Source organism: Nostoc sp. (assembly GCF_036916975.1).
Lineage (GTDB): Bacteria > Cyanobacteriota > Cyanobacteriia > Cyanobacteriales > Nostocaceae > Nostoc.
The window spans coordinates 49,809-72,949 of the sequence record NZ_JBALFF010000078.1 but is presented as its reverse complement, the minus strand read 5'-3'; the positions used below and the strand labels follow the sequence as shown (position 1 = coordinate 72,949).

Sequence of the window (23,141 nt, the reverse complement as noted above, 5' to 3'; positions counted from 1 at the left end):
ATGTGTGGTGTGGATTATTAAGGAGTATGATGACTGCCCAGAGCTCACTCCTCTCCGGCAAGCGAGGCGTAAGGCAAGACACCAGAACGTCTACGCGGACTTTCTTAAAACGCGGTCAAAAAACAAAAACGCCAAAAGTTAAACCCAAAGGTTTATCTTTTCAGGGTTTAAACGGAGAGTTTGCCAAACGACTGTTCGATATAGTGTTTTCGCTGTCGGTGTTAATTTTGTTCTTCCCCGTCTACTTAATTTTGACTTTGCTGATTGCTTTTAGCTCAGAAGGGCCAATTTTTTATGTCCAAGAACGGGTAGGGAAAAATTACAAACCCTTTAATTGTATTAAATTCCGAACAATGGTAAGCAATGCGGACGAAATCCTCATGCAAATGATGGAAACATCGCCCGAATTGCGAGAAGAATTTGAAAGCAGTTTTAAGCTGAAACAAGACCCCCGAATTACCAAAATTGGTCGATTTTTGCGAATTACTAGCTTAGACGAATTTCCCCAGTTCTGGAACGTTTTAAAAGGGGATATGAGTGTGGTCGGCCCCCGACCCTTAGTAGCACAAGAACTGCCAAAATACGGTTGTTACATTGATGAGATTTTAACAATCCGTCCAGGAATTACAGGTTTGTGGCAGGTGTCTGGGCGTAATGATATTCCCTACCCGCGGCGAGTCCAAATAGACCTGCATTATGCTAGGTTTAGGAATTTCTGGCTTGATTTATGGATCATCTTGAAAACCGTTGATGTGGTCATTCTGCCCAAAAATAACGGGGCATACTGAGTAACTACTTAGGGTCGATTCTGTGGGGCAGTTAATGCCCCTAAGTACCAATTCTTTCCCTATTTATATATTTGTCTATAATTTAGGCGTTTCTACTTAAACCACGTCTATCTTGAAACCTATAGTTCTTCCATGATGAAAAGGATTTGCCCTCATGCCCCAACCCCGAATCTCAAATCTGGGATTTGGGGAGCGAGAATTTCAAACTCCCTCTCAAGCATTTGGGAGAGGGATTTAGGGAGAGGGTGAAAATTACGGTTCTCAACTTAGATAAGGTTTAGCTTAAACTTCTTTGAGTGTGCATCTGTGGTTCACTTTGCTCTGATTCTGATTTTTGCCAAAAGTCTAATAAAAAATATTTTTTTATAAGTCAGAAGCAAAGCCGGAAGCGGATGAATAAGTGGGTTTCAGACCCCCACTGATAGCGAAGCGTAAAGCCTTCTCTTCTCATTTTCCTATTGGTCGCCACTGCGCCAACAATGACGTACTCGCGTTCGAGAGGGAACGCTATAAGCGAGGGACGAACGTCAAGATTGCTGACCAAAACAACAAAAACGTCTCCGGCTTTGCTGCTGAATTCTTCAATCAGTCTTCAGAAAACCAAATATATGAAGCTTTGACAAAAAATAACCTACACAAAAAGAATTTTTATCTATTTAATAAAAGAAATATACATAATTAAACAATCTTGATATATCTCATAAAACTGACGTGTTAAATTATTTTTTATTAAGTATATCTATCTAGGGATAAAGTCTCCTAACAACAAGAACTCGTAGGTTTCCCATTAGGCAATTGAGCAATTAGCTGCTAGGTTGTATCAGATTGGCTGTAACTTTTTAATCAAAGACAATAAGGGATAATTAAGCATGACGCAACAGAAACGAGCGTTGATTACTGGTATTACTGGTCAAGATGGTTCATATTTAAGTGAGTTTTTGTTAGAACAAGGTTATGAGGTTCATGGCATTATTCGCCGAACTTCTACCTTTAATACAGACCGCATCGATCATATTTACGAAGACCCTCACAAAGAGGGAGTGCGGTTGTTTCTTCACTATGGCGACTTGACAGATGGTACGACGCTGCGACGCATTTTAGAAGAAGTCCAGCCAGTAGAGATTTACAACCTGGGCGCTCAATCCCATGTCAGAGTAAGCTTTGATTCACCAGAATACACGGTGGATGCTGTCGGAATGGGAACGTTGCGTCTGTTGGAAGCAATTCGGGACTATCAACACCGGACTGGAATTCAGGTGCGATTTTACCAGGCGGGTTCTTCAGAAATGTACGGTTTAGTACAAGCAATACCTCAAACTGAGACAACGCCCTTTTATCCCCGCAGTCCCTATGCCTGTGCTAAAGTTTACGCCCACTGGCAAACTATAAATTATCGTGAATCTTATAATTTGTTTGCTTGTAATGGCATACTTTTTAACCACGAGTCACCACGCCGGGGTGAAACCTTTGTAACCCGCAAAATTACTAGAGCAGTGGCTGGTATCGTTGCTGGTAAGCAGAAAAAAATTTACATGGGTAATCTAGACGCCAAGCGAGATTGGGGCTATGCGAAGGATTACGTCAAAGCAATGTGGTTGATGTTGCAGAAAGACCAGCCAGACGATTACGTAATTTCTACTGGTGAAACCCACTCGGTGCGCGAATTTTTGGAACTAGCATTTAGTTATGTAAATCTCAATTGGGAAGATTATGTAGAGTTTGATGAGCGTTACCTGCGTCCATCTGAGGTAGAGTTGTTGATTGGCGATTCTACCAAAGCACGCCAGAATTTGGGCTGGGCACCATCAGTAACCTTTGAAGAATTAGTTTCGTTAATGGTAGAAGCAGATTTACAAGCATTGGGTCACACTTCACCCAATGGAAATGGTTCGCAATTTCCATTAGATATTGCAACTATTCGTCAACAACTGGGCGCTTTGCACTTCTGATTGGCATCACAGAGGATAAAAATATGACCGGCTTAGAATTAAAAAATAAACGCATTCTTGTCACTGGTGGGTCGGGGTTTCTAGGTCGTCAGGTGATAGATCAACTATGTATTGCAGGGGCTGCTCGTGAGAAGATTACAGTAACGCGATCGCACGATTGTGATTTGCGTGTTTGGGAAAATTGCCAACGCGCAGTTGACCAGCAAGACGTAATTATTCACCTAGCAGCTCATGTTGGGGGTATCGGTCTGAACCGCGAAAAACCCGCAGAATTATTCTACGATAACTTGATCATGGGAACCCAGCTAATTCACGCTGCCTATCAAACTGGAGTAGAAAAATTTGTTTGTGTTGGCACAATCTGCGCCTATCCTAAATTTACCCCAGTACCATTCAAAGAAAATGATCTTTGGAATGGCTACCCAGAGGAAACTAACGCCCCCTACGGTATTGCTAAAAAAGCCCTTTTAGTCCAATTGCAATCTTACCGCCAGCAGTACGGTTTTAATGGGATTTATCTATTGCCAGTGAATTTATATGGCCCAGAAGATAACTTTGACACAGGAAGTTCTCACGTTATCCCAGCATTAGTTCGCAAAGTTCACGAAGCCCAAATTAAAGCAGAAAAGCAACTCCCAGTTTGGGGTGATGGCAGTCCTACCCGTGAGTTTTTGTATTCAGAAGATGCAGCGCGGGGGATTGTTATGGGAACTCAATTCTATAACGAATCGGAACCAGTTAACTTGGGAACGGGTTATGAAATCTCCATCCTTGATTTAGTAACTCTAATCTGCGAATTAATGGAGTTTAAAGGTGAAATTGTTTGGCAAACTGACAAGCCTAATGGTCAACCCCGCCGTTGTTTAGATACTGAACGGGCAAAGCTTGCCTTTAATTTTACGGCTCAGGTGGGCTTTGAGCAAGGGTTGAAGAATACCATTGAGTGGTATCGTCAACACGCTGCATAACAAGAGCATCCCAATTTTGGCTTAAATCTTTTCCCTCACCCCCAGCCCCTCTCCCGATTCCGGGAGAGGGGAGACATAATTCTAGTTCCCCGAATCCCAAAGATGGGGGATAGGTTAGGGGATGAGGGCTATCAAGGTTTTTGCACCTGAGGGGATGCTCCCCTGCATAACAATGTACGGGTGAGTGTAGGGTGATATAAGCTGGGCATCGCCCAGCTTATTTGTTTGAAACGATAAATTTTCATGGATAAAGTTAATCATCAACTAAATAAAGTAGAACTACGGCGCACTTTACTTAAAACCCGTCAATCAATGCCCGTTCGAGAGTGGAGAGAAAAAAGCGATCGCTTATGCTCTCATTTACAAAACTCTACTTTGTTTACCCAAGCAAAAACAATACTCGCTTATTTCAGCTTTCGCCAAGAACCCGATCTCAGTCCACTATTTGCAAATACCAAATACCGTTGGGGATTTCCTCGCTGCGTTGATAAAAAATCCCTATCTTGGCATATTTGGACACCGAATGATTCTATCCAAAGCGGCGCTTATGGCATTACTGAACCACACGCCGACGCTCCCCTATTAGATGCTGGCGAAGTTGATTTGATTCTTGTCCCCAGTGTCGCTTGCGACTATCAAGGATATCGCCTGGGCTATGGCGGTGGATATTACGATCGCTTGCTCAGTTTACCGCAGTGGCAGACAAAGCCGACTATCGGAATTGTCTTTGAGTTTGCCTATTTGTTCAAAATACCTTTAGAGCCTTGGGATAAACCACTACAAGAAGTTTCTACGGAAACCGGATTGACTCAAAAAGGCTGAAGGATTCAAATTGCGCCAGAGCGCCTTTACTTTTGTGTAAATCCTAACCCTGTACAATATACTTGCTATTTTCTTCTCGTAACCGAGCATCTTGTTCATTGTAAAAGAACGACAGCAGAACAAAACGCCGTCCACTTATCACAGGAGTAGCTTCATGCAGTAAAGAACAAGAAAAAATCACCGCTTCTCCCATATTGGGACTATAAAGCTGGAGTCCATACTCTGGAAATCGTAGTTCTCCACCTTCGTAAGCACCAGTATTAAGATTCAGCGACATAGCAAATCTTCGGTGCGCCGTACCTTTGGTAGTATTATCACGATGACGATTAAAGAAGGCTTTATCAGTTGATTCGTAACACGATACCAGGTAGCGTTCAAAGCGAGTGATGCTAAACTGGAACACCTTCTCAATTTCTGGCTTAACCCGTCGCATAATTATTTCATTGATTTGCTTTAATAGTTGAGGATCAGAAATTAAATAATCTCGGCGTTTTTTAAATTCATAGTCATAGACTCCGATGGTTTTGCCGTCGATTTGTTGCATGAAGCCAGAATCCTGACCACCATCTGCTTCGTACAAGTGGATTAAATGTTGACAAATGCTTTGATTCAGCACATTTGGTATAAATAAAACCGGTGCTTGTCTGGCTGCTGGAATATTTTGTGAGATTGCAGGTAAGCTATTGAGAAACTCAAATACTTGCTCCCAAGGTTCAGTAATAGATAAGATTGGCAAAACTTTTAAAACTCGTAAATTTTCATCCAAAATAAAAATTGTTGGTCTGTATTGCAACTCCTTATCTGACTGACTACTTGGTTGACAAATCCCGTATTGTAAACTAACTTTTCGTTCAAAATCCCAAAGAAATTTGAAATAAGTTTTATTCTGTATTAACTGTGAGAGAAAAGTGTCATCTGGGTCTATACTCACACAAAAACATGGTACTTTATACGCATCTAACTGCTGCTGTCGATTACATAAATCATCAATAATTTTCCGACTATAGTTGTTTTTAGAACTTCCGAAAAAAAACAAAATGCTCCGGTATCCGCCAATTGAATCGAAGTAAAAGGCTGGATTTGAAGTTGAGGGAAGAATGAACCAGGGAATTGGATCGCCAACAGTAAGAGGTAGCATAAATATCAAAATATATTGATAGGATAGTTCATTTAGTCTGGTAGGCATGAGCCAGGATTTCAAGTATTACCTAAGCACTCGATTGTTGAGCGTAGATTCGGATAGTGGGACTATAAAATAAAATTAGCAAAATAATTGCTAATTTTTGTGATTACTGTGTAAAAATATTTTACAAAAGATAATTTACATTATCAATCAAATGCTGAACTGGAAAAAACCACGATCGCAAATTCTGCTAATGTATGCGCTATTGGGAGCGATCGCAGTGTTGATGCTCTTTCCTTTACTGTGGCTAGTTAGTACAGCCTTGAAATCGCCTACAGAAAATATTTTACAGTCGCCGCCACAGTTATTGCCTGCCTCACCTACACTAGATAACTTTTTTAGTGTGTGGAACTCTTTACCTTTTGGACAATACCTATATAACAGTACCTTGGTGTCAGTGCTAACTGTGGGTTTTAATCTGCTGTTTTGCGCTTTAGCTGCCTATCCGTTGGCAAGATTATCATTTGTCGGGCGAGACTGGATTTTTATAGCCATCGTCTCTACGATCATGATTCCCTTCCAAATCGTGATGATTCCCCTTTATATTTTGACAGTCCAGTTAGGTTTGATAAATAGTTATTTAGGGATGATTTTTCCAAGTTTAGCTTCTGCCTTTGGCATTTTTCTGTTGCGCCAAGCTTTTATGAGTGTCCCCAAAGAGATAGAAGAAGCCGCCCGGATGGATGGCAGTTCGGAGTTAGGTTTGTGGTGGCATGTGATGTTACCAGCAGTTCGCCCAGCATTAGTAACTTTAGCTATTTTTGTATTCATTGGTGCTTGGAGTGACTTTTTGTGGCCTTTAATTGTTATCCAAGACGAAAATTTATACACACTTCCTCTGGGAGTCGCAAAACTAACAGGTACATTTTCCCTTGACTGGCGGTTGGTAGCTGCTGGTTCTGTAATTGCGATCGCCCCAGTATTATTACTATTTTTGTTTTTGCAACGTTACATTGTACCCACTGAAACAGGTAGCGGCGTCAAGGGTTGAATAAGAAAGTGGAGATCAGGGAAAAAAGCAGAATAACCAATGACAAATAACAAATAACAAATGACAAATGACCAATGACCAATGACCAATGACAAATGACAAATGACAAATTCAACAAGCCCCAGTCTTTTTCAACACTACCGAGATAGTTTTAACAATCAAACTTAGGTCATAAGCTACAGACCACTTACGTTGATAATCTATATCCATCTTGACAATGGTTTCAAAGTCTGCAATGGTAGATCGCCCATTAGCCTGCCATTCTCCAGTAATGCCTGGTTTGACTCGCAATCTATCCCAGTGGTGTGGATCGTAATGGCTAACTTCATCAGCAGTGGGTGGACGAGTCCCAACTAAACTCATGTCCCCTACCAGAACATTCCAAAATTGGGGAAATTCGTCTAAGCTAGTACGCCGCAAAAATTTACCCACAGAAGTAATGCGAGGATCGTCAACACATTTAAAGATGTGACCTTTGGCTTGGTTTTCAACCAAATGCTTGAATTTATCGGCATCGACGATCATCGAACGGAATTTCCAAATGCGGAAAGTTTTTCCGTTCAAACCACAGCGAATTTGGGAATAAAATATTGGACTTGGAGCATCTATAAAAGTAACAATTGCAACGGGAATTGCTATGATAAATGTAATTATCAGCCCCACAATGGCTCCAACAATGTCAATTAACCGTTTTCTCACGCTTAAGGTTGACGGGTGGAAAGGCTGTTGCGAGCAATTAACTGAATAAAAATAAAGATGATTCACAAGGACTAAATTATCTACAATAGGACTTTTTGAATCAGTAGTGTAGACATAAACATAATTTTTAGGCGATTTTTGTTGCTTTTGCCAATACTACTGAGTGCTAACATACAAAAAAATAAAGCAATATAAAAACCGAAAACCCCAAGTTTACAGAATCTTTTAATTAAGGTGGAAAATTGTAAAATTATAGTATCTAATATATCGAATAAAGTAGTTAATTTTATGGATATACATCCAAAATATTATTCCAGTGTTGAGGACAGAAAGCCCATCAGGATGTGACCGACTTAGAAAGACACATCCCTGATGTACTTAATCTCAATGATTAACCTCTAAAGGGAAATTGACAATATATGCTTCCTCAAGTGATTGCTGATTACTAGCCTTGATTGCATCTAGATAGCGACGCAAAGACAACAGTTGTTGGGAATTGGGACGATATGTGAGATTGCCTTGTTTTTCAAAAAGTGGTGCTGTAGCGATCGCTTCATAGTCAGGATTTTCTTGTGAACTTTGAGTCAGCCAAGCCGAATCTGTAACTGAAGGTATCAAACCCGAAGGCAGTTCACCTTCTAAAAAAGCCAGCAGGCGTTGCTGACAAGTGCGAGTATTGATCCCACGCTCCTCAAATAACTGGATAACTTCACCGAAGGACAAAGGTCGGTCTGGTAGCAGCCGCAACAATTCTGTAAATAGGAAATAATCAGTATATTGTTGCCTGGGTATATCTAAAATCTGGGGATGCAGAGGCAGCATCGCCAAACCATAAGCAACGCGACTGCAATTGGGAGCGCCGTTTTCGCCAAGATATAAATCTTGAATAATTTTAGCGCTGGGGAGTTTTTGCCGTAGCCAACGATTCACCGTCCCCACACAAGCCACCCCACCAGTCAGAATAGCTTGATTAATCGATTCTGTGGGGATGCCACGAGCTACCAATAACTTGTTGAGTTCTCGGTTCAGGCGACGCACAAAGGGGATAAATACCTGGCTTTCTAAATCTCGTCGCGGCAAAATCCACTGCTGATCGGCCAATTCTAAGGTAAAAGACTCTTGGTGTTGCAAAATCAGTTTTAGAGCTACTGCCGCATCTAATACCGCCTGTCCCAGCAGGGAACTCTCTAGACGCTGCTGGAGGCGAATCCGAGCGGTGATATCTGGCTCTCCGACTCTGGGTAGTTCTAATTGTTCCAACCCTAAACTCTGCCAGCGCATTTGGTCTAAACCGGGAATTGACGATTGCCATTGCCAAGGATTATTGGTGGTAGTTTTGCCATCGCTTTGTGTTTGTGGGCGTGATTGCCGAGATTTAGGTGGCAATAGCAGCTGGCAGATGATATCTTGTTCAATTCCTTTACCAGCATAAGCAAAACTGTGGAGCATGAAATCATTGTATGTCAATTGCTGCAATGTTTCTGGGAGATTGACCAGCAACATTTCTGTGGCAGTTGTGCCAATGTTAATCACAAGGGTATTGCCAACAATGGGATGTTCGCTGGTTTTTGCCGGATGAAAACCCTGATGTTTGCTGAATTTTACTTGCTCACCGTTAGCAGCATCAAGTTCTGGAAGTAAACTAGCGATCGCTTCTTCGACAAAAAAGACTTGCTGCGGATGTTGGATAAGTTTACTGGTGAGTAAAGCTGACCGCACGTTAAAGCGGTATTGTTCCGACCAACTAGATGGACAGGTGCAAATTACACCAGCAATATTATTGATAATTTTGGGGAAATCTTGTTCGCTGATCCCCATAGCCGCAGCTATTAAACTAGGGGTGGTACAAGTTTTTTCGGATTTGAGGGTTAATAGTAGCTTAGAGAGCGATCGCACAACCCAAATTAAAGGCCCTGCGGAAAATTCATTTAATTGCAAAACAGGTTCCCATTTCTGCCGTTCACTTTTGTAGGGAATGGCTACTTGTAAATAAGGCTTCAACTGCGCCGAGTAGAGATTATTTGTCGTCGCATCTGCTGTTCTTTGTCTTGCATTCGGGTTGGCCGCGCGATCGGGTACTTTATCTTGAGCAACAGCCGCCGGTGCAGTCCGCTCATGTACTTCTATACTTTCGTTCTCTCCGTGAGGTATAGAAGCTGTAGGCAGATAAACCTCTGTTGGTAAACGAAATGATTGCTGGAAGGAAGTTGTTCCCTGCGGATTTTCTGCTGACCAGTAGATAGGATGTACAACAAAAGTCGAGCGATTTAATAATGCCGCAGAAATTCCTGTTGTACCTAAATCAATTCCTAAATACCAGACTGATTCTACTACATTGAGCGAAACTTCTGGATTGTTGATGGAGTTGGAAATTGGAGGTAAAGAACTTTCTTCAACAGGAGGTGTGACTTGCTTTTGTTGTTCAATTTCTACCTGGGGAACTGCCAAACTTGAGAAAGCAGCAGTTGAGGTATTTTCTGTTAGCGGCTCACGGGAAGTTATGGGGATTATCTCTTGACTTTCATCAAGTAGTTCTGGGAAAATATCCAAGTTGGTAGCTGGCTGCAATTCAGAATTCAGCTGCCGATCAAAATTAGCCAAATCCCGATCTAATTGCTGCAACTGTTCTTCATCTAAAGAAATATCAGGTACGGCTGGAGCCTGGTTTGACTCAACAGAAAGCAAGTTTTCTTGTGGCGAAGCAGCAATGTAGTCATCTGAAAACGGTTCTGGCTGATCGTCATTAATTAATACTTCCGGTGTGGCGATACCTACGGTAGGCTTTGCCAACGCAATTTCCGCAATTTCCGCTACTTCTGGAGTAAGTGCTGTAGTTGTGCCATTATTCGCAATTTCCGCTACTTCTGGAGTAACTGCTACTGTAGTTGTGCTATTACTCGCAATTTCAGTTACTTCGGGAGTAGGTGCTGTAGTTGTGCCATTATCCTCAGAAAATGACACTTCCACCAGTTCTTGATCGTTACCTGTATCAGGCAATAGCTCAGTTAGAGTATTAATTGTATCAGCCCTAGCTGGCTGATTGCCGATCTCCAAGCTGTCTGTTGCGGAAACTGCTTGTGGAGTAGAGATAACAAGCTCTATATCTGTATCTTCTTCAAAAAATAGTTCTTCCTGTGAATCTGATGAATCTGTAGTTTTTACTGGAGTCTGTTGGGTTGTTTGTCGGTCAACGTTGCTTAGATCGAACAAATCTGTATCTGCTGTTACAGCCTCAGAATCCATTGGAGGGACGGATGCGCCCTCAGCGATGTTCAACGTTGATTCTGAGGCGATGGAAACCTCAAGACTTTGATTCTTAACATCACCAGTACCAAACAAGTTGGCGAAAAGTTGGTCTACTTCATCACCAATTAATGCAGAAATATCTTGCGGTAATTCGGCCTGCTGGGAAGATTGAAACGACTCTATACCAAGCTGCAACAGCATTGCATCTAAATCTTCTGTAATATTAGTATCCTGTTGCTTAGGATGATCAGTTGTGAGTAAAGATGTTTCTGGCTGTATAAGCTCCAAGGGTTGGGGTGCAATTCCAGCAGTAATCTCGGCGGGGTCAGGTAATGATACTGGTGTATCATCGACCTCAAGCAAAGATAGCTGGGAACTAAGCGATCGCTCCTGCAAATGCTGGGTCAAATTGTTGAGAAAGCTGGCCATCAACTCTTCGCCTTGCATCCCCTGACTATGCATTCTTGCTAATGCTTGCGACAGCGACTCGTGATAAGTATTAATGTTGCGCTGTAGTGCCTGAAATACTACATTTACAGTCCCATCTAGTGATAATAAACGTTGATCCAACTCTCTGGCCAGGTGAGTTAAACGTTCCGTAGGGTCTGGGGATTCTAATAACGGTTGAGTTGCAGAAATTCCTGGTTCTGAGTTTCTACTATTTGCTCCTGAAGAACTAGCATTTTCTGACTTCTGTCCTACCAGTGGCGTTAAAGTTGGCACAAGACGACTCATCAGTACCTGTAAAAACTCGGTAATTATCTGCTCTTGGTTTGTCAACTGCTGCGCTAAGGAGTAATTTTGCAATCGCCTTTGCTCTAGTTGCTTAATTTCCTGTATGAGACCGGCTCGCTCTTGCAAGAGCAATTCTAATTCCGATCGCAATGGCTGGATCAAGCTCGATAATTCACTTTTTAATTGTCCTGCGCCAACAGTACTCTGTTCCTGATTAGATTCAGGCTGGGGTAGCGGATACTGGTTATTACCTCGATCAATAAATTTTGTTAATAGAGGCGATCGCGGAGCCAACGCCAAGGGCGAACGCGGTTCTTCAGAAGACTGATTTGGGATGCCGTTCTCTAATGGTTCTTTTTCTTCTAGCCTCACCAAGAAGTTGCGAATTTGTTCTAAAACTTCTTTAGGCTCTTGCGCCTGACCAGACAGAAATCTAGACATCCGCTTGCCACCATTAGCAAGTAAGTTGTCAATGTCTGCGATCAATTTTTGAATTTCGTCTGCACTGGAAGTCACTTTTAGTACCTTACCTAGAGATATATGTCAACTAATCTGACAATTACTTTATAATCACCGTACCCCTATGGGGACGCAAGATCCCCATAGAAGAAGTTTTGAGTGGCAAAAGCCCCCCAAGGGACTTGTGACTGTCATTATGTTATGGATTACTGCCAGTCGTGGCAATCTTCAGTCAGCTTTTGTGTGGAAGCTTAGTTTTACAGATAATGAATTGCCTATTTTTGAAAATCGCTAAAATACCTGAGCAATAATTTACTCCCTTTAGTATCATTAATGTTGTTTGCCTATATTCTGAACTAATCAAGTTTGCAGTGCAGCTAGCCCCTAAGCAATATAACCGCCGGCTATAAACTACTTTTTGCAAAACTTTTACCCCGTTTAAACTTATAGGTAAAGATTATTTAGAAAAACATTCTTATCGCTTTCTTATGTAGCATAGTTTAGTTTTTTTTTTAAAGGGAGCAATGATAGCTTAGGCTGAAAATGGCGCTCTTGTTTGTTGTGTGTATACAGCCGCTTGAATAAAGATGTCGTAATGGAAGACCGATATAGCTTGCAACCACAGGCTAATTCCTGGATGATTGCCTCGGCTCCCTTTTTTCAAGGGTTGCCAGAAAGTGTTGTAGAATCAGCCCTCATCCATCTTGTTACCCGCGCTCACCCAGCTAATCAGGTAATTCTGCTAGAAAATGACTGGGGCGGTTCTGTGTATTTTATTTTGGACGGATGGGTAAAAATTCGCACCTACAATCTGGAAGGAAAAGAGGTAACGCTGAATATTCTTGGCAAAGGGGAATTGTTTGGTGAAATGGCGGCGCTAGATGAAGTGCCTCGATCGACAGATGTAATTACCTTGGCCCCAACAATAATTGGTAGTATGCCTGCTCAGGATTTTGTCAAGTTACTTCAGATAGAACCCTTAGCGGGAGTTCGATTGGCGCAACTAATGGCACGACGTTTGCGGCAAGTAAATCGCCGATTGCGGTTGCGGGAATCTGATAGCCAGTCACGGGTGGCGGATACGTTGCTATTTTTGGCAGAAGGACAGGGAAAAAAAGGGCAAACAGGAACTGAAATCCCCAATTTACCTCATCGGGAATTGAGTAGTTTGAGCGGACTGGCGCGGGAAACTGTGACACGAGTGTTGACAAGGCTAGAAAAAAAAGGCTTGATTAAACGGGATCAAGACACTATTTGCATTCCCGATTTGTCAGCCTTGGAAAGAATGATCGTTTAAAAACTTGTCAGATATGAGTATTTTAGATTCTCTCCCAGATGAGCCAGAGGAGAATCCATCCCCTGAGTCTCCAACTCCCCACAATCATTGGTTAGAAAAAGAACAGCAGTTAATGCCTCCTAAACTCAAAGCTGATGCGCCCTTGAGAATGGTGGAAACAGCGTTTTTAGCCAGTGCCGCTAGCTTGATTTGGTTTATTAATTTTTACTTTCCCTTGGGGCCAGTTTTGCGGATATTTTTTCCGATACCGATCGCTCTAGTTTATCTGCGTTGGGGCAGGCGTGCAGCATGGATGTCAGCACTCACCTCCGGGTTACTGCTGACGGTACTGATGGGGCCAGCCCGCAGTTTGCTGTTTGTTATGCCCTACGCGTTTATGGGCGTGCTTTTAGGAGCAGCCTGGTATCGTCGTCGTGTACCCTGGATTGTTTCTATCACCTTGGGTACGCTGTTGGGGACTTTGGGAGTCTTTTTTCGGCTGTGGTTGTTGTCTGTTTTGTCAGGTGAAGACCTGTGGATTTATGTAATTACCCAAGTGACTGAGTTCATAGAGTGGGTATTTTTGAAGATGAGTTTGTTGGCGAGTCCCAGTGTGTTTTTGATTCAAGTGGGAGCGATCGCTTTAATTGTACTCAACAACTTTATCTACCTTTTTGTGGTACACCTGGCAGCATGGTTTCTTTTTGAGCGTCTGGGTAACCCCATTCCCCCTCCACCACGCTGGGTACAAGTCCTCATGGATTATGAGGGATAGTGAGGAGTTAGGAGTTAGAAGTTATGAATTCAACTCCTAACTTCTAACTCCTAACTCCTAACTTTGCAAATGATTAGTATTTATACGCAAAAAGAACAGGGTGAAGAATGGCTGCGACGGTATCGTGGCTATCTACCCGTATTTGCTTGTGTTTTAGGATTTACTGAAACTGGTTTAATTCCAGGGATTTCAGCAGCCGGCCGCACTCCAGAAGATCGGAAATATACTGCTTGTGCCGATGCCGAGTTTTTGTATTATGGGCCAGAGCATAAAGCCCAATATCCCTTACCACCATTAGCGGCTGGGGCTTCACCTGTGCTGATTTCTCGCGCTGTATTTGAGTCACTAAAGATACCAGTTCATTTGTTTAATGCTGGTTTACCCCAGCCTCCATCTGTGCCAGTAATTGATTTGGGCGGCACGCCTGCTAAATGTTTAAGTAGTGGCGCTGCTATGGAAATTACAACGGTACATCACTTGTTTAAACAAGGGCTACTTTGGGGCGAACGCCTTGCTGCCAATAACCAACATAAGTATGTGATTCTCGGTGAGTGCGTCGTCGGAGGCACTACAACTGCCTTGGCAATTCTAACTGGTTTGGGTATAGATGCTACCGGAAAAGTTAACAGTAGCCACCCTATATGTAACCACGCACAAAAGTGGGCATTAGTGCAAACTGGGCTTCTGAAGATGAGGGGGGGCAGGGGGCAGGGGGCAGGGGGAGATGAGGGAGATGAGGGAGCAGGGGGAGAAAATTTTACTTTGTCGTCCTCATCCTCCTCATCTTGCCCAGTTGACCCCTTGCAACTCGTCGCTGCTGTGGGTGATCCGATGCAAGTGGTCGTAGCTGGGATGGCGATCGCTGCTAGCCGGAGTTGTGGTGTAATGCTTGCTGGTGGGACGCAAATGCTGGCGGTTTATGCGCTGATCAGTGCGATCGCTCAAACTTACGCTTTATCATGGCAACCAGAAGAAGTCGTTGTTGGCACAACTCGCTGGGTAGCAGAAGACCCTACTGGCGCTACAGTTGACTTAGCCCTCAACTTAGGGACTTCCAGCTTAACTCAGAGTGGAAGAATTCCTCCTCTATTAGCAACTCATCTAAGCTTTGCTGATTCTCGTTATCCGCAACTGAGAGCTTATGAGCAGGGCTTTGTCAAAGAAGGTATGGGTGCTGGAGGCGCTTGCATAGCCGCCCATCTTAGCCAAGATTGGCAGCAACACCAACTTTTAGCAGCCATTGAAGCCCAACTTGAACGGCTAAGTACAGCATTTCATTAATTCGTAGCGAATTAAATTTGGCAATACTCTGCGCCCCACCAAAGTCATAGGCGGAGGTTTCCTTTGCTCATACTTCTCTCTTTACGTTTAAACAACGCTACAATTTTACGCAAAGCTTTACTTAGCCAAATCAACAGTTAATAATCTAATCGTCATAATATATGTTTTTGATATTTAATAATATATGCTTACAAAGCGATCGCTCGACATTAAAATAATTAATTCGTAATTTGTAATTAAGTTTTGTAAGGAGATTTAGCGTCAACTTTAGATCGCCGGAAAACGGCGCTTTGCCAGCACAGCTTTAACTATGCTCAAACTGACGCTGAAACCTTTGTGGAACGGTAGCTTTATTTTTTAGATTTTACCGATAATCTCTGATGTGGAAAAAGTATTTGCCAAAAAGTCAGGGTTTTTGCCCGATAAAGAAAACCGAGTTCTTAATTTTGGATAAAGTCGAGCTAAGAGAGAAAGAGCTACAAAACTTGCCACTTATTAGTTGTTATGCAACTTAAACCCCAGAATTAGTTAAACTTAAAGGCTTTACTTCCTTCTCTCCAGCCATTTTTTTTAATTAGTAGAACTCAGGTTAAATTTAATGAATTCTCTCTCTGAGTAATTGTTCTTCTAAGGCAGCAATGCGATTGTATGCTGCTGTTAATTGTGCCGTCAGTCGTTGTATTTGAATTTCTGGTGTTATATTATCTCCACTTTGACGATGCATATCTAGATAAATGCCATCTATCAAGACATCCTTGTGTTCCATTTCTGGATTTAAATTGTTACGTCTGAACTGGTAGCCTCTAGCCGCGCTATTTTCCTGCTCATTATGCTTTGCCTGTGTATTCGCTAGAGAACACTCTGAGAAAGCTTGAGCGACTTTACCATCAAGCTGCTCAATCACTTGGCAGAGGGCATCTAGTTTTTCGCTTAAAGTCAGGATTTGCTTCTGTAATGGCTCCATTTAATACCCTCATCCGTATATTTTCTTTATGTTATTCAATTTACTCTCAAGGTTAACTATACTTAGGGATTATTTAAGTATTGATAATTTTTGCTGCAAATATGACATTTAAATCATTAATTCTAAATATAAGTAAAATTTGAGCATAAGTACCAATAAGGAAATTTATGGATAAAAATTAATCTTTAGGTAGTTATTTGCCGATAAAGTCGCTATTTTGAGCAAAAAATTCAGATTTATCGCTATTACCAAGAAAAAATACCGATAATTTTCCAATTCCACTTTTTCTGTTAGTCAGCCTCTGGTGAATCTCTGCTTAATATTAGGTATAATCAAAAATCTCAAATCCAAAATCAATGGATCGACGGTCTTTTTTGCTAGGTACAAGCACACTGGCACTTTCACAACTGCTTTTTGGCTGTGGTGAAAACAACCAGAAGCAACTAAAAGTACAGTTATTAAAAGGTTCTATACCTGGCCAAGTGGTTAATCAGTTCCACAAAGGTTTGCAGCAACAGGTGCAGTTAAAGTTTGCTCCAGTTGAGCAGATACAAGATTTATTTCAGCAATTACAAAATTGGCAGGAGAAACCAAAAGCCACTGATGAGCAGGAATGGAAACGCTTTATACCCTTTATGCAGGGTCAAAAAATAGCTGATGTAGACCTAGTGACATTGGGAGATTACTGGCTAAAAGCAGCTATTGAGCAGAAACTGATTCAACCACTTCAAGAGTTACAGGGAAACCAATTAAAACAGTGGCCTGCTTTAGATCAAAGGTGGAAACAACTGGTAACGCGCAACGACCAAGGTAACTTGGATACTCAAGGGAAGGTGTGGGGTGCGCCTTATCGGTGGGGTAGCACAGTGATTGTTTATAACCGTGACAAGTTGCAAAAATTGGGATGGACGCCCAAAGATTGGAGCGATTTGTGGCGAGATGGAGTGCAGCAGCAGATTTCCCTACTCAATCAACCACGAGAAGTTATTGGTTTGGTTTTAAAGAAGCTAGGAAAATCTTATAATACAGAGAATCTTGACCAAGTACCAGGCTTGGAAAAGGAATTACAGAGATTAAACCAACAGGTAAAGTTCTACAGTTCCAATAACTATTTAGAACCTCTAATTATGGGAGACACTTGGCTAGCGGTTGGTTGGTCAAGCGATGTATTGCCTGTTCTGGGACGTTATCCGCAACTCGGCGCAATTATTCCCCAGTCAGGAACAGCAATCTGGGCAGACTTGTGGGTACGTCCCGCAGGTATTAGTACTAAGAGTAGTTTATCAGATCAATGGATTGACTTTTGTTGGCAACCAAGCATAGCTAAACAAATTTCGGTGCTGACCAAAAGTAATTCGCCAATTTCTACAAATATTGTCGCTTCCGATATTCAAGAACCATTATGGAGTTTGTTAGAGAGCGATGTCTACGACGGGCTACGCCTACGCCAAGTTTTTGATAAAAGCGAATTTTTACTCCCCTTACCCCCATCAGCAATAAAACAATACGAGTCTTTATTCGCCAAAATTAAGGTTTAATTGAGAATTGGGAATTGGGAATTGAAATTTTCCCATCTCCCTCATCTCCTCCCAACTCCAAACTCCCAACTCCCAACTCCAAACTCCAAACTCCAAACTCCAAACTCCAAACTCCAAACTCCAAACTCCTAACTCCTAACTCCTAACTCCAAACTCCTAACTCCAAACTCCTAACTCCAAACTCCAAACTCCTAACTCCTAACTCCAAACTCCAAACTCCTAACTCCAAACTCCAAACTCCTAACTCCTAACTCCTAACTCCTAACTAAAGTAAACGCTCTAACCCTATCTTGTTCTTAACAGCCGTTTGAATACTGCATAAAGCTGGACTTGTATTAAAGTTGCAAGTGTAGGTTGCTAAGGGTTCTTTTTGATAATTAAATACTCGGATGTTGTAACCAAAGTTCCGTGCAGTGCTACCCAAGCGATTTACGAAGTCGTAGCGATCTACATAGTCTAGTAAACTCCAAATTTGCTGATTCACGATCAAGTCTACTCGTGCAGGTTCTTTTTCAGAAGCTGGATATGCTATCCAATTATCCAATAGCTTTGTCTCAGAGTTTTGTTTTGCCCACCATAAACTGGGAACGGTTAATCGTTCTGGGTTTATGGTGTTAGCTGTGATTACATAGTCTTTTGGCTTAGTCAATAAGTCTAGTTCTAGAGGCGCATTAGAAGGCGATGGTATTGCAGGGGTTTGCGCTAGCGAGGGCGGGACTAGTAAAGTGGTAAGGCTAATGGTTAGTAGTAATGAAAGTGATCTCTGGCGTTGGCTGCGCCAAGGGCGATCGCACAATCTAAGTATATGCATAACTAATTCGTAATTAAGGCAATAGTAAAAATTCGCACAATTTAAACTTTAATGGCAACGATGCGAATTCTTCGATAGTCTGCTATCCAAGTTCCTTGTTGATACAGTGTTGGCTTAAGATATTCCTCAACGACGCGAATTATTTCTATTTGTTGCTCACTAGAAAGTCCTGCTAAAAAACTGGTGGCGAACATCCCAATCCAGTTTGCCATACCTGCTTCTCCTTCTGCTAAAGGAGTTGGACGAGCAAAAAGCATGGCATAAATGACATCAAAGCCTTGCTGTTCTAATAAGGTGGCGTATTCACCAATACTAGGGAAATACCACGGATTTCGGGCTTGTGTGGGGGTATTAATTGCTTCTATTGCGGTTTCTAAAGCTGTGGCGATCGCTTGCACATTACCCTTACCACCAAATTCTGCGACAAAACGTCCCCCTGGTTTCAGGGATTGATGGATGGATGCGATGCCTGCGGCGGTAAACTACGCCCTATCTGCTTGTTTCACCCAATGTAATACAGCGTTGGAAAACACAGCATCTAATGGCTTATCTACTTGAAAATTACTGGCATCAGCAACATCAAACTGGATATGAGGATAGTTTTCTCTTGCCTTTTCGATCATCGTGGATGCATGATCAACTCCGATTACTTGGGCCCCAACTTGGGCAATTTTTTCTGTGAGTTGTCCAGTCCCACAACCTAGATCCAAAATCGATTCTCCTGATTTAGGGTTGAGTAATTGCAATAAGTCCTCACCATACTGCCAAACAAAGGCGTGTTTATCTTCATAAAGGGAAGTATCCCAATTATTATTAGGTATTGAAAGATTGTTCATAATCCGTGAAATTACAGAGTATTGATTTTCCGATATTAATTCGTAATTAAGGCATCAGTTAAAATTCGCACAATCTAAAGTTTAATCGCAACGATGCGAATTCTTCGATAGTCTGCTGTCCAAGTTCCTTGTTGATAGCTGTTGTACCTTTAATTTGCATAAAAACCAGGTTAATCACGATTTTCCCTGCTATGCCATACCCTGATAATAACTACTATTTTTATGGTAGCTGTGGCGATCGCTTGCACACCCCCTTTACCACCAAATTCTGCCACAAAACGTCCCCGTGGTTTTAGGGATTGATGTATGGATGCGATCGCCTTTTTGGAATGATGTCTGCTGGCAATCTTTACGGCGTTTAGTTTGCTAAACTCTAAATCATCATCAGGAGTAAGTGTGATGCTTCAAGCCTTACCAAAAACGATCGCTTTTGAAGAATTCCTGAATTGGAAGCCAGATGGCGGATGTTATGAACTACACGATGGAGCAATTCTTGAAATGCAGCCAGTAGGAGATCATCAAGAGATTAATGGTTTTTTAGCTGGTGAAATAACTTTACAGTTTAAACGATTAAAACTCCCATACATTATACCTAAGCAAGCACTAGTTAAGATTCCTGACAAAGAATCAGGTTATTCCCCTGATGTGATAGTGATAAATCAAAACAATCTTTCAGCAGAACCGATGTGGAAAAAGTCATCAACGGTTACTCAAGCTGCATCGGTTCCCTTGGTTATTGAAGTCGTCAGCACTAACTGGAAGGATGATTATGCACACAAGCTGGTTGACTACGAAACTTTTGGCATTCCCGAATACTGGATTACTGATTATTTAGCTTTAGGCGGTAGAAGGTACATAGGTAATCCCAAACAACCGACTATTTCCGTTTACTATTTAGTGGATGGTGAGTATCAAGTTAACCTGTTTCGAGGAAATGACCGCATCATATCCCCGACATTCCCAGAATTAAACTTGACCGCCGAACAGATTTTTCAAGCTGGGCGGATAGAAAATCAATTATGACCGCAGTGTTGATACTCCCATCGGGCCACGAGTTACGCCTAGCTGATTTTGCAACTTCAACTCTCGCCATAATTGGGAACCTGTAATCTCACCTTGCAATAATTGACTATAACAATGTATTGTTTTACTCACTTGTTCTGGTGTTTCATTGACAAATTCGATGCGAAAGTGACGTAAACCAAGTTCAATGAGACGCTGTACGTACTCGGCTCCCGTTTGGGCAGTGCCGTTAAACACAGTATTGCGACAGCCTACATCTGCTTTGAGGACATGTTCGCTACCAACGCGATCGCGCAATTTCACTTCCTGCTTTTCACAAGGTCGTCCACAATTAGTGTAGTCTGTACCCGTTGATAGAAAAGCACAAAATACACAATGCTCCATGTGAAACATCGGCATGTGTTGATGGATTGTCACCTCAAACCACTGTGGTGGGCAACTGGTGAGCAGGTCTTGGAGTTGGCTAATATTTAGGTCATAGGATGCCGTCAGTCTTTCTAAACTAAAGTGTTGCTGAAAGTAGTCTGCGGTTAAGGGATTAGCAACATTGAGCGAGAAATCTGCAATACAACGGTCTTGAGCAAAGAATTGCAGTTGGTCATAGTTCCGTATCAAGTAGCCATCTGCTTCACAGGCACGTATTTGCTGCAAAATCCAGTTTTCTCCGGGTTTGGTAATTCGGGGAGGTGCAACCCAAATTGTGGGGAGTTGGGAGTTGGGAGTTGGGAGTTGGGAGTTAGGATTTAGGAGTTGGGAGTTAGGAGTTGGGAGTGAAGAATTGTCTGCTTTGTTTTTTTGCTTTTGTTGGCGCATCATTTGCACGGCTTCTCGGTAGGCGCGTGGGTCTTCAAATTCACAGTACAGGGTTTCAATACCGGCTTTGAGGGCAGCTTGGAGTTGCTTGAGGTTTCGTACTAAGACGATGAGTGAGGGGGATGTAGCTTTAGCTTCCCGCAGAGTGTGAGATGGGGGAAGTAAGTCTTGGAAAGAGACATCAGAATGTAATTGCCAACGTTTGGGTTGACTTCGCAATTCTTCCAACTGTGCTACGATTTCCCGGCGCATCCGGTTTAATTCACTTACGGGTAGCATGATGGTATCGCTGAGGTGGTTGGTTAGGGTTCCCAAACAGAAAGGTGTGTTACCCAAACGCCCGAATTGTTCTTGTAAACGGTCGGTATTTAGGGGTTTGGTGTGCGCTTTAACTAGTGGAATTCCTGACTCTATCTGTACAATATTACCGAGTTGATCGCGAGCGATCGCAATCAATACCTGACCAATTTCTCCATAAACTTCTATATAAATAGGACGTTGAAATTGGGGATTCTCGCTTGCAAAACTCTGCCGTAGTTGCTTATCTAATTCTGGATCGCTGGTTTTCCAAATGCGATCGCCTATATGCACTCGGCGCAGGTTCAAGTCATTTCGCCCAAAGGTAAGCATTGTTTCCTTACCTTTGGACACCACAGCATAAACCCGCCCGCCTTCTTCCTTCGCCTCTGGATGACCGCAATCAAACACAATTCCATCCCCTGGTTTTACAGGCGCTTCCAATTTAACTGTTACCTGTTCGTTGTGGATGCGGATAACTTCACCTAAATAAACCCCACGTTTTTTCCCAAAGCGGGCGTGAACTAGTTCCTGATTATTAATCCCGCTAAACCAACCCGTGTAAAGTCCGCGAGAAAATGCCATCTCTAAGTTGTAGTGTTCTTGAGAAGGAGAAATTTGTTGTGACACTTTTTCCGCGTCCCCGCGTCCTCGTGTCCCCGTTTTCTCTTCCAATTTTGCCATTACCTCATCCAAGGCTTGCCGATAAACACGGGTGACATTAGCTACATATTCCGGGGCTTTCAGGCGGCCTTCAATTTTAAGACAGGTTACTCCTGATTTCACCAAATCCGGCAGAACATCTAACCCTGCTAAGTCTTGAGGACTAAGTAAATATTTGCGTTCTTTTAAATTCACAACTTGCCCATCAGCCATTAACTCGTAGGGCATCCGGCAAGCTTGGGCGCATTCGCCTCGATTGGCAGAACGTCCTCCTAAAGCCTCGCTAGTCAAACACTGACCGGAATATGCTATACACAAAGCACCGTGAACAAAGACTTCTAAGGGTAGTGAAGTTTCTTGTAGGGCAATCTGCTGCTGTATTTTATTGATTTCTGTGAGAGAACATTCACGCGCCAGCACGACTAATTGACAGCCGAGGGATTTGGCAAATTCCACCCCCCCTGCACTGGTGATAGTCATTTGGGTGGAGGCATGGATGGGAAAATCAGGGGAGAGGTGACGGATGAGGCGGCATATACCCACATCTTGAACAATCACCGCATCTACACCTGCGGCAATAATTGTGCGGAGATATTGCTGGGCTTCTGCTAATTCTTTGGGAAATATCAGTGTGTTGACAGTGACATAACCTTTTACCCCGCGACGGTGGAGAAATGTCATCAATTGGGGTAAGTCTGCTTCAGTAAAATTTTCAGCCCGCATTCTGGCGTTGAAGCGATCTAAACCGAAGTAAATCGCATCTGCTCCATTTTCCACAGCAGCTTTAGCACAGTCCCAGTTACCTGCTGGCGCGAGTAGTTCAGGACGTTGAAGAGAGAGTGGGGAAGGGGAGACATCGCTTTTCATCAGATTTAGGGTTTAAGTAGCACCATAGTGATTTTATCTAAGTTTGCGGGGGAGGGGCGATGTCTAACGACAAGCCGAAGAAGCGTCTACGCTATCTCCACGCTAGTGTTTTAAATGAAAAAATGATCCTGTTTCCAAATATTGTGTGTACATTGTC

General features: G+C 42.5%; 16 protein-coding genes and 1 pseudogene. 10 read left to right on the top strand and 7 right to left on the bottom strand.

All coding sequences use genetic code 11. From position 1 onward, the window contains the following. Positions 1 to 29: 29 nt before the first annotated feature. From V7K73_RS19030 to V7K73_RS19015, 4 genes are all read left to right on the top strand, one after another. Complete coding sequence (locus V7K73_RS19030; protein WP_334882139.1) at positions 30 to 788, top strand: sugar transferase; 759 nt, start codon at positions 30 to 32, stop codon at positions 786 to 788. Between the two features lie 869 nt (positions 789 to 1,657). Next, entirely contained in the window at positions 1,658 to 2,737 is a 1,080-nt protein-coding gene (gene gmd / locus V7K73_RS19025) for a GDP-mannose 4,6-dehydratase (RefSeq protein WP_334882120.1), read from the top strand. 23 nt (positions 2,738 to 2,760) lie between these two features. Beyond that, a complete protein-coding gene (locus V7K73_RS19020; RefSeq protein WP_334882119.1) occupies positions 2,761 to 3,705 on the top strand; it encodes a GDP-L-fucose synthase family protein in 945 nt (314 codons plus the stop codon). Positions 3,706 to 3,948: 243 nt separating this feature from the next. Next, positions 3,949 to 4,527, top strand: a complete 579-nt coding sequence (locus V7K73_RS19015; protein WP_334882118.1) for a 5-formyltetrahydrofolate cyclo-ligase — start codon at positions 3,949 to 3,951, stop codon at positions 4,525 to 4,527. A gap of 43 nt (positions 4,528 to 4,570) precedes the next feature. Here V7K73_RS19015 and V7K73_RS19010 read toward each other — a convergent pair whose 3' ends face one another. Next, positions 4,571 to 5,713, bottom strand: a complete 1,143-nt coding sequence (locus V7K73_RS19010; RefSeq protein ID WP_334882117.1) for a 2OG-Fe(II) oxygenase — start codon at positions 5,711 to 5,713, stop codon at positions 4,571 to 4,573. A 151-nt stretch (positions 5,714 to 5,864) separates the two neighbouring features. Between V7K73_RS19010 and V7K73_RS19005 the strand changes: the two genes are divergently transcribed. Further along, on the top strand, positions 5,865 to 6,701 hold the full coding sequence (locus tag V7K73_RS19005; RefSeq protein ID WP_334882116.1) for a carbohydrate ABC transporter permease: 837 nt from the start codon (positions 5,865 to 5,867) through the stop codon (positions 6,699 to 6,701). A 111-nt stretch (positions 6,702 to 6,812) separates the two neighbouring features. Here the strand turns inward: V7K73_RS19005 and V7K73_RS19000 are convergent, their stop codons facing one another. Together V7K73_RS19000 and V7K73_RS18995 are read right to left on the bottom strand one after the other, a co-directional pair. Continuing rightward, positions 6,813 to 7,466: a sugar transferase gene (locus V7K73_RS19000; RefSeq protein ID WP_334882115.1), complete on the bottom strand. Its 654-nt coding sequence runs from the start codon at positions 7,464 to 7,466 to the stop codon at positions 6,813 to 6,815. A gap of 318 nt (positions 7,467 to 7,784) precedes the next feature. After that, entirely contained in the window at positions 7,785 to 11,897 is a 4,113-nt protein-coding gene (locus V7K73_RS18995) for a hypothetical protein (protein WP_334882114.1), read from the bottom strand. Between the two features lie 538 nt (positions 11,898 to 12,435). On the opposite strand from V7K73_RS18995, the gene V7K73_RS18990 reads away from it, so the two are divergent. The 3 genes from V7K73_RS18990 to V7K73_RS18980 all read left to right on the top strand — a co-directional run bounded on the left by V7K73_RS18990 (position 12,436) and on the right by V7K73_RS18980 (position 15,172). Next, positions 12,436 to 13,137: a Crp/Fnr family transcriptional regulator gene (locus V7K73_RS18990; protein ID WP_334882113.1), complete on the top strand. Its 702-nt coding sequence runs from the start codon at positions 12,436 to 12,438 to the stop codon at positions 13,135 to 13,137. Between the two features lie 13 nt (positions 13,138 to 13,150). Continuing rightward, positions 13,151 to 13,891 carry a DUF2232 domain-containing protein gene (locus V7K73_RS18985; protein WP_334882112.1) on the top strand — a complete coding sequence of 247 codons (741 nt, stop codon included), beginning with the start codon at positions 13,151 to 13,153 and terminating at the stop codon, positions 13,889 to 13,891. A 69-nt stretch (positions 13,892 to 13,960) separates the two neighbouring features. After that, a complete protein-coding gene (locus V7K73_RS18980) occupies positions 13,961 to 15,172 on the top strand; it encodes a nicotinate-nucleotide--dimethylbenzimidazole phosphoribosyltransferase (RefSeq protein ID WP_334882111.1) in 1,212 nt (403 codons plus the stop codon). Positions 15,173 to 15,767: 595 nt separating this feature from the next. Here the strand turns inward: V7K73_RS18980 and V7K73_RS18975 are convergent. After that, positions 15,768 to 16,136: a hypothetical protein gene (locus tag V7K73_RS18975; protein ID WP_334882110.1), complete on the bottom strand. Its 369-nt coding sequence runs from the start codon at positions 16,134 to 16,136 to the stop codon at positions 15,768 to 15,770. 356 nt (positions 16,137 to 16,492) lie between these two features. On the opposite strand from V7K73_RS18975, the gene V7K73_RS18970 reads away from it, so the two are divergent. Continuing rightward, a complete protein-coding gene (locus V7K73_RS18970; protein ID WP_334882109.1) occupies positions 16,493 to 17,674 on the top strand; it encodes an extracellular solute-binding protein in 1,182 nt (393 codons plus the stop codon). Between the two features lie 265 nt (positions 17,675 to 17,939). On the opposite strand, the gene V7K73_RS18965 is transcribed toward V7K73_RS18970, so the two are convergent. Both V7K73_RS18965 and V7K73_RS18960 read right to left on the bottom strand, forming a co-directional pair. Beyond that, positions 17,940 to 18,485, bottom strand: a complete 546-nt coding sequence (locus V7K73_RS18965) for a hypothetical protein (RefSeq protein WP_334882108.1) — start codon at positions 18,483 to 18,485, stop codon at positions 17,940 to 17,942. A gap of 41 nt (positions 18,486 to 18,526) precedes the next feature. Then, positions 18,527 to 19,321: pseudogene (locus tag V7K73_RS18960) on the bottom strand (class I SAM-dependent methyltransferase). A gap of 399 nt (positions 19,322 to 19,720) precedes the next feature. Here V7K73_RS18960 and V7K73_RS18955 point away from each other — a divergent pair. Beyond that, positions 19,721 to 20,344, top strand: a complete 624-nt coding sequence (locus V7K73_RS18955; RefSeq protein WP_334882107.1) for a Uma2 family endonuclease — start codon at positions 19,721 to 19,723, stop codon at positions 20,342 to 20,344. Here V7K73_RS18955 and V7K73_RS18950 read toward each other — a convergent pair. Then, entirely contained in the window at positions 20,339 to 22,984 is a 2,646-nt protein-coding gene (locus V7K73_RS18950) for a U32 family peptidase (protein WP_334882106.1), read from the bottom strand. The genes V7K73_RS18955 and V7K73_RS18950 overlap by 6 nt on opposite strands. Positions 22,985 to 23,141 lie beyond the last annotated feature (157 nt).

Bases quoted from the DNA above. Each gene is read 5' to 3' on its own strand.
- V7K73_RS19030 (WP_334882139.1), top strand. From the start codon at position 30: ATGACTGCCCAGAGCTCACTCCTCTCCGGCAAGCGAGGCGTAAGGCAA.
- gmd (WP_334882120.1), top strand. From the start codon at position 1,658: ATGACGCAACAGAAACGAGCGTTGATTACTGGTATTACTGGTCAAGAT.
- V7K73_RS19020 (WP_334882119.1), top strand. From the start codon at position 2,761: ATGACCGGCTTAGAATTAAAAAATAAACGCATTCTTGTCACTGGTGGG.
- V7K73_RS19015 (WP_334882118.1), top strand. From the start codon at position 3,949: ATGGATAAAGTTAATCATCAACTAAATAAAGTAGAACTACGGCGCACT.
- V7K73_RS19010 (WP_334882117.1), bottom strand. From the start codon at position 5,713: ATGCCTACCAGACTAAATGAACTATCCTATCAATATATTTTGATATTT.
- V7K73_RS19005 (WP_334882116.1), top strand. From the start codon at position 5,865: ATGCTGAACTGGAAAAAACCACGATCGCAAATTCTGCTAATGTATGCG.
- V7K73_RS18990 (WP_334882113.1), top strand. From the start codon at position 12,436: ATGGAAGACCGATATAGCTTGCAACCACAGGCTAATTCCTGGATGATT.
- V7K73_RS18985 (WP_334882112.1), top strand. From the start codon at position 13,151: ATGAGTATTTTAGATTCTCTCCCAGATGAGCCAGAGGAGAATCCATCC.
- V7K73_RS18980 (WP_334882111.1), top strand. From the start codon at position 13,961: ATGATTAGTATTTATACGCAAAAAGAACAGGGTGAAGAATGGCTGCGA.
- V7K73_RS18975 (WP_334882110.1), bottom strand. From the start codon at position 16,136: ATGGAGCCATTACAGAAGCAAATCCTGACTTTAAGCGAAAAACTAGAT.
- V7K73_RS18970 (WP_334882109.1), top strand. From the start codon at position 16,493: ATGGATCGACGGTCTTTTTTGCTAGGTACAAGCACACTGGCACTTTCA.
- V7K73_RS18965 (WP_334882108.1), bottom strand. From the start codon at position 18,485: ATGCATATACTTAGATTGTGCGATCGCCCTTGGCGCAGCCAACGCCAG.
- V7K73_RS18955 (WP_334882107.1), top strand. From the start codon at position 19,721: ATGCTTCAAGCCTTACCAAAAACGATCGCTTTTGAAGAATTCCTGAAT.
- V7K73_RS18950 (WP_334882106.1), bottom strand. From the start codon at position 22,984: ATGAAAAGCGATGTCTCCCCTTCCCCACTCTCTCTTCAACGTCCTGAA.